The organism is Ramlibacter sp. (genome assembly GCF_035554825.1).
Taxonomy (GTDB): domain Bacteria; phylum Pseudomonadota; class Gammaproteobacteria; order Burkholderiales; family Burkholderiaceae_C; genus Ramlibacter.
Window position 1 is genome coordinate 1 of the sequence record NZ_DATMHS010000062.1, and the last position, 5963, is coordinate 5963.

A 5963-nucleotide genomic window follows, 5' to 3' on the forward strand; every position below is an offset into this window, starting at 1 on the left:
GGCGAGCACTGCCTGGCGGCCGAGGACCAGTTCGTCTCGCCCACCTACGTGCCCGATCTGGCGCAGGCGGCGCTCGACCTGCTGGTCGACGGCGAACGCGGACTCTGGCACCTGAGCAACCAGGGCGAAGTGAGCTGGTACCGGTTCGCCCAGCTGGCGGCCGAGGCCGCCGGGCTGGACACGGGCCTGGTGCAGCCGCTGCCGACATCGGCGCTGAGCCAGGTGGCGCGCCGCCCGCGCTACTCGGTGCTGGCGAGCGAACGGGCCCTGTTGATGCCCAGGCTGGAACACGCGGTCGGCCGGTACCTGGCCGACTGCACGCGCTTCGCCGGCGCCTGGCCGCTGCGCCAGCAGCCAGCGCGGGAGCGGCAGGCGGCGTAGCCAGGGCGCACGGCATCGACGGCGGCCGCGGCGGTGCCAAGGCCCGCCGGCCGGTCAGCCTGGCAGCGGCGGCACCAGCACCCGGCCGTGGCGGCCGCCCGCGTTGTATTGCGCCACCACGCGCCGCCCGGCCGGCGCGATCCCGCTCTGCTCGCACAGCGCCACGCAGGCGCCGCCGAAGCCGGCGCCAGTCAGCCGCGCGCCGTGGACCTCGGGCTGCTGCTGCAGCAGGGCCACCAGCTGGTCGAGCTCGGGCGTCGACACTTCGTAGTCGTCGCGCAGGCTGGCGTGGGAGGCGTTCATCAACGCGCCGAACGCCGCCGGCGAGGTGCAGGCCACCGCCTGCAGCACCCGGGCGTTTTCGGTGACGACATGGCGGGCCCGGCGCTGCAGCAGCGCGGGCAGCGGGGCAAGCCGCGCGGCGTCTTCGACATCGCGCAGCGACGGCACCCCCAGCAGCCGCGCCGCTTCCTCGCACTGCGCCCGCCGTTCGTTGTAGCCGCTGCCGGCCAGCGTGCGCGCCACGCCGGAGTCGATCACGAGCACGCCCGTGCCCGGCGGCAGCTCGACGAAGCGCCGCTCGAGGCCGCGGGTGTCCAGCAGCAGCGCGCGGGTGGTGTCCGCCAGGCTCGAGGCCATCTGGTCCATGATCCCGCAGTTGACGCCGGCGTATTCGATCTCGGCGCGCTGCGCCAGCTGCGCGATCAGCACGTCGTCGAACGGCAGGCGCAGCAGCTCGCGCAGACAGCGCAGCGTCGCCACTTCCAGCGCGGCGCTGGAGGAGAGCCCCACGCCCATCGGCACGTCGGACTCGACGTGGATGTCCAGGCCCGGAACGTCGACGCCCCGGCCGCGCGCCAGCATCAAGCAACCGTAGACGTAGCTGGCGAAGTGCTCGCTGGGCGCCGCATCCAGCGTGAAGCGCACCGTGGCACCCTGCCCTTGGGCATGGAGCGCGCAGTCGGGCCGGCCGTTGACGCGCATCGCCACGCGGGTGCGCTGGGCGATCGCGATCGGCAGCACGAAACCGTCGTTGTAGTCGGTGTGTTCGCCCAGCAGGTTGACCCGGCCGGGGGCATCGGCGAGTGCCTGCGGCGGCGCGCCGAACACCCCCACGAAGCCGTCGCCGCGGTCGCCGCTCATGCCAGTCGCACCTCCACCTGCTGCAGCTCGCGCGCCTTCTCTTCGGGCAGCGCGTCCATCGCGAAGAAGCCCGCCGCCAGCTCGGTGCCGGCCAGGTATTTCAGGCGGTCGCGGGTCCGGTACGGCGGGTAGAACTGCGCGTGCAGATGGGCTTCGGGATGGCTCGCGCCGTCGGTGGGGGCCTGGTACCACGCCATCAGGTACGGCAGCGGCCGCTGCCAGAGCCCGTCGTACTTCAGCAGCACGGTCTTGAGCGCCCGCGCGAGGTCGGCCCGCTGCGCCGGATTGAGCGCCGCGAACCCGGGCACCGGGTCGATCGGCGCCACCCACACCTCGTACGGGTAGCGGGCGCACACCGGCACGAACGCGATCGCGTGCGATCCCTGGTAGATGACGCGCTCGCCGCCGCTGGCCCGCTCGGCCTCGATCAGCTGCTGCAGCGGGCCCATGCCCTTGGCCGCGTGGTGCGCCGCCGCCACTTCCTGCATGCGCGCCGGCACCGGCGGCACCACCGGGTAGGCGTAGATCTGCCCGTGCGGGTGGTGCAGCGTGACGCCCACTTCGGCGCCCCGGTTCTCGAACGGCAGCACGAACTGGATGTCCTCGCGCTCGCCGAGCAGCTGGGTGCGTTCGCCCCACACCTGCAGCAACAGCTCGATGTGGTCGAGGGCCAGCGCGCCGAGCGAGGACTGCGGATCCTGGGTGAACACCACCACCTCGCATTTGCCGGCGGCCGGCGCGGTCGGCACGATCAGCTCGGGCGGCGCGCCAGCACCGTGTCCCAGCGACGGGAACCGGTTGTCGAACACGGCCACGTCCCAGGCGCCGGCCGGCACCTCGGTCGGATGGGCGGGGTCGCGCGTCACCGCCAGCGGGTTGTATTCCGGCGGCGGCAGGAAGGTCCGGCCCTGCCGGTAGGCCGCGTACGTGACCCATTCGCCCCGCAGCGGATGCCAGCGCAGGTGCGCGGCGCCGGCCAGCGGCTCGGCGAAGGGGCTGGGCGCGCGCAGGCCCGGATCGACCGGCTCGCGGCCGTACAGGGTCAGCTGCCGGCCGTCCGGCTTGGTGAGCTGGAGGCGATGCATCACACGCCGCCCGGGATGTAGGTGCGCGAGATCCTGGTGGCGGCCGCGATGCGCTCCAGCGGGATCTTGGGCGTGCGGTCGGCATTGAGCAGGCCGTTCGCCTCCTGGAAGGTGTCGGCGAACTGGGTGTAGCAAAAGCCGCTGAAGAGCGCCGTGTGGATCACGGTCTCCAGCAGCTTGCCGTACAGCGCGGCGAACTCCTGGGCGTCCTTGGCGACCGTGTAGCCCCAGATCCGCTTGACGTCGGGGTCGGGCTTGGCCTCGAAGGCGATGCCGCCGAATTCGGTCAGCATGATCGGCTGGCCGCGGTGCGGATAGCCGTCCAGGGTCAGGACCCGGCCGCCGGGCCGGCGCCGGTCGAACAACTGCTCGGGCGCGATCTCGGCACCGTAGCGCTGGCGGATGTGGTCGGTGTTGATGTCGTAGTCGTGGATGCCGATGATGTCGGTCGCGCTCGATTCCCAGCCGTCGTTGCCGATCACCGGTCGCGTCGCATCCAGCGTCTTGGTGAGGTGGTAGAGGGCTTCCACCGCGTGCCGCTGCTCGCGCACCGCCGTCAGCTCCGGCACGCCCCACGACTCGTTGAACGGCACCCAGACGATGACGCACGGGTGGCTGTAGTCGCGGTCGATCGCCTCGGTCCACTCGCGCACGACGCGCTTGATGGCGGTGCGGGTGAAGCGGTAGGCCGACGGCATCTCCTCCCACACCAGCAGCCCCAGCTTGTCGGCCCAGTAGAGATAGCGCGGGTCCTCGATCTTCTGGTGCTTGCGCACGCCGTTGAAGCCCATCGCCTTGGCCAGCTCGACGTCGTGGCGCAGCGCGGCGTCGCTCGGCGCCGCCAGCAGCGTATCCGGCCAATAGCCCTGGTCCAGCACCATGCGCAGCACGTACGGGCGGCCGTTGAGCATGAAGCGGTCGCGCAGGATGTGCACCGAGCGCAGTGCCGTGTACGAGACGAACTCGTCCACGACCTGGCCATCGCGATAAAGCCGCACCCGCGCATCGAGCAGCGTCGGCCGCTCCGGGCTCCACAACAGCTCGTTGCGGAAATCGTCGATGCCGGGGTCCGAGAGCACGATGTGGCGGTCGACCTCGCCGTCGATGACCTGGTAGCGGTCGCGGGCCAGCAGGCGCTCGCCGTGCCGCAGCTCGACTTCCATCGACAGGTCGGCGCAGGGATCGCCGCCGATGCGCGCCTCGAACTTGATCGCGTAGTCCTCGACCTGCGGCGTCCAGCGGACCTTGTCGACGAAGGTGCGGGACACCCGCTCGAGCCACACCGTCTGCCAGATGCCGGTGGTGCGCGGATACCAGATCGAATGCGGCTCCAGCTGCCAGTCCTGCTTGCCGCGCGGCTTGGTCAGGTCGGCGGGGTCGTCCTCCACCCGCACGGTCACGACCTGCCGCCCCGAGCGGTCCAGCAGGTGCGTGATGTCGGCCGAGAACGGGGTGTGGCCGCCCTCGTGGGTGACGGCGAGCTCGCCGTTGATCCAGACCCGCGCCGCGTAGTCCACGGCGCCGAACCGCAGGATCACGCGGTCGCTGCCGGGGCGCAGCTCGAAGTCGCGCTGGTACCAGCAGATCTTGTGAAAGCCGCGATCGCCGACCCCGCCGGCCTTGGACTCCGGCGGATAGGGCACGGTGATCTCCAGCGGCCAGTGATCGATCTCATCGGGGGTGGTGAGGCGGCATTCGTCATCGAAACGGAAGCGCCAGCTGCCGTTGAGTGAGGTCCACTGGTCACGCTGGAGCTGGGGCCGGGGATAGGCAAAATCCAAAATCTCTCCTTGTTCTGGCAGCCCGGCGCGGTTGACGGACACGGGCCGGGCCCGGGCGTCCATGCGGCGCCGCCCGCCATGCGAGGCAGCGCCCGTGCCGGCGTGGTCGGGCCTAGGTCCGGATCAGCCAGGCAAACAGCCCGGGGATGGGCAGGCCCTGATCCTCGCGGATGGGGTGCTCGGCTGTGGCGGAGATTTCGAAACCGGCTTGTTGCGCCAGCTTGTGGATGTAACCGGCCGAGTGGGCGTAGCGCAGGCTCGGCTGCAGCACCAGGTCCGCGCCGGGCGGCGCGAGTTCGACGCAACAGCAGAGGCGGCCGCCGCGCGCCAGCACGCGCGCGGCGCCGGCGAACACCCGTTCCAGCGCGCCGACGTAGATGAAGACGTCGGCGGCCACCACCAGTGCGTAGCGCCGGTCGGTGCCATGCAGGTAGTCGGCGGCGTCGGCCTGCACAACCTCGTCGTACCAGCCGGTGGCGGCGGACCGCTGCGCCATCCGCGCCGACAGGTCCACGCCGTCGAGCCGCCGGCACAGCGGCCGCAGCAGCCGGCCACACAGCCCGGTGCCGCAGCCGAGGTCGAGGGCCGCGCCGACCGGCTGCGCTCCGAGCCCCCGCACCAGGATCTCGGGCGCCCGGTAGTGCAGGACGTCGACCAGATGCTGGTCGAATTCGTGGGCGTAGCCGTCGAAGAGGGATTGCACGTACTCTCGCGGCGCCGCCGGCGGGGTGTCGCCGCCGGCGAGCGAAGCCAGAAAGAAGCGGCTCAGTTCGCTGTCGTCGCCGTGCCGAGCCGCGCTGCGATAGGCATCCGCCGCCTCCGGCAGCCGCCCCAGCGCGCGCAGGATGCTGCCGCGCAGGGTCCAGGCCGGACCGTTGGCCGGCTGCAGGGCCAGCGCCCGGTCGATGGCCGCGAGGGCGGCGGCATGGCGCCCCAGTTCGGCCAGCGCGGCGGCGCGCTGGCGCAACGCTTCCACATTGTCCGGTTCCTGCGCCAGCGCCTCGTCGAGCAGCGCCACCGCCTCCTCGATCCGGCCGAGCTTCAGCCGCGCCGCACCCAGATTGGTGAGCGTCGACACCCGGCCGGGCACCAGATCCAGCGCGGCGGCGAACTCGCGTTCGGCCTGCGCGAAGTCACCGGCCCGGTAGTGCGCGACGCCCTTGAGAAAGAAGTCCCTGGCCTGCTCGAAATTGCCGGTCATCGGCGGTTGACCTCGTCTGTGTGAGCTGGATCATAGGGGCGCCGGGCGCCCCTGCGACAATCGCGCGATGACTGCCGACCACTGCTCCAGCCCGGAGGGCACTCGATGAGCTTCGCCCCGCTCCAGAACGACAGCTTCCTGCGCGCCTGCCAGCGCCTGGCGACGCCCCACACCCCGATCTGGCTGATGCGGCAGGCCGGGCGCTACCTGCCCGAATACCGGGCGACGCGGGCCCGCGCCGGCAGCTTCATGGGGCTGGCGATGAACCGCGACTACGCCACCGAAGTGACGCTGCAACCGCTGGACCGCTACCGCCTGGACGCGGCGATCCTGTTTTCGGACATCCTCACGGTGCCCGACGCCATGGGCCTG

Annotated in this window: 6 protein-coding genes; 2 read left to right on the plus strand and 4 right to left on the minus strand. The window is 71.7% G+C overall.

Annotated features, from left to right (window positions below; translation table 11 throughout):
* Positions 1-381: sugar nucleotide-binding protein (locus tag VNT59_RS07120; RefSeq protein ID WP_325497629.1), on the plus strand; the 381-nt coding region annotated here is incomplete at its 5' end.
* Positions 382-435: 54 nt separating this feature from the next.
* Here VNT59_RS07120 and galK read toward each other — a convergent pair.
* The 4 genes from galK to VNT59_RS07140 all read right to left on the minus strand — a co-directional run bounded on the left by galK (position 436) and on the right by VNT59_RS07140 (position 5591).
* Positions 436-1524, minus strand: a complete 1089-nt coding sequence (gene galK, locus VNT59_RS07125) for a galactokinase (RefSeq protein ID WP_325497630.1) — start codon at positions 1522-1524, stop codon at positions 436-438.
* Positions 1521-2609 (minus strand): galactose-1-phosphate uridylyltransferase, encoded by a 1089-nt coding sequence (galT, locus tag VNT59_RS07130; protein ID WP_325497631.1) that lies wholly within the window; start codon positions 2607-2609, stop codon positions 1521-1523. The genes galK and galT overlap by 4 nt, the downstream gene beginning before the upstream one ends.
* Complete coding sequence (locus tag VNT59_RS07135; protein WP_325497632.1) at positions 2609-4390, minus strand: glycoside hydrolase family 2 protein; 1782 nt, start codon at positions 4388-4390, stop codon at positions 2609-2611. Before VNT59_RS07135 ends, galT begins: the two co-directional genes overlap by 1 nt.
* A 112-nt stretch (positions 4391-4502) precedes the next feature.
* On the minus strand, positions 4503-5591 hold the full coding sequence (locus tag VNT59_RS07140; protein WP_325497633.1) for a class I SAM-dependent DNA methyltransferase: 1089 nt from the start codon (positions 5589-5591) through the stop codon (positions 4503-4505).
* Between the two features lie 105 nt (positions 5592-5696).
* On the opposite strand from VNT59_RS07140, the gene VNT59_RS07145 reads away from it, so the two are divergent.
* On the plus strand, positions 5697-5963 hold a 267-nt coding region (locus tag VNT59_RS07145), incomplete at its 3' end, for a uroporphyrinogen decarboxylase family protein (protein ID WP_325497634.1).

What these genes read in the sequence shown, in the direction of transcription:
- galT (WP_325497631.1), bottom strand. Translation starts at nt 2,609, where the DNA reads ATGCATCGCCTCCAGCTCACCAAGCCGGACGGCCGGCAGCTGACCCTG.
- VNT59_RS07140 (WP_325497633.1), bottom strand. Translation starts at nt 5,591, where the DNA reads ATGACCGGCAATTTCGAGCAGGCCAGGGACTTCTTTCTCAAGGGCGTC.
- galK (WP_325497630.1), bottom strand. Translation starts at nt 1,524, where the DNA reads ATGAGCGGCGACCGCGGCGACGGCTTCGTGGGGGTGTTCGGCGCGCCG.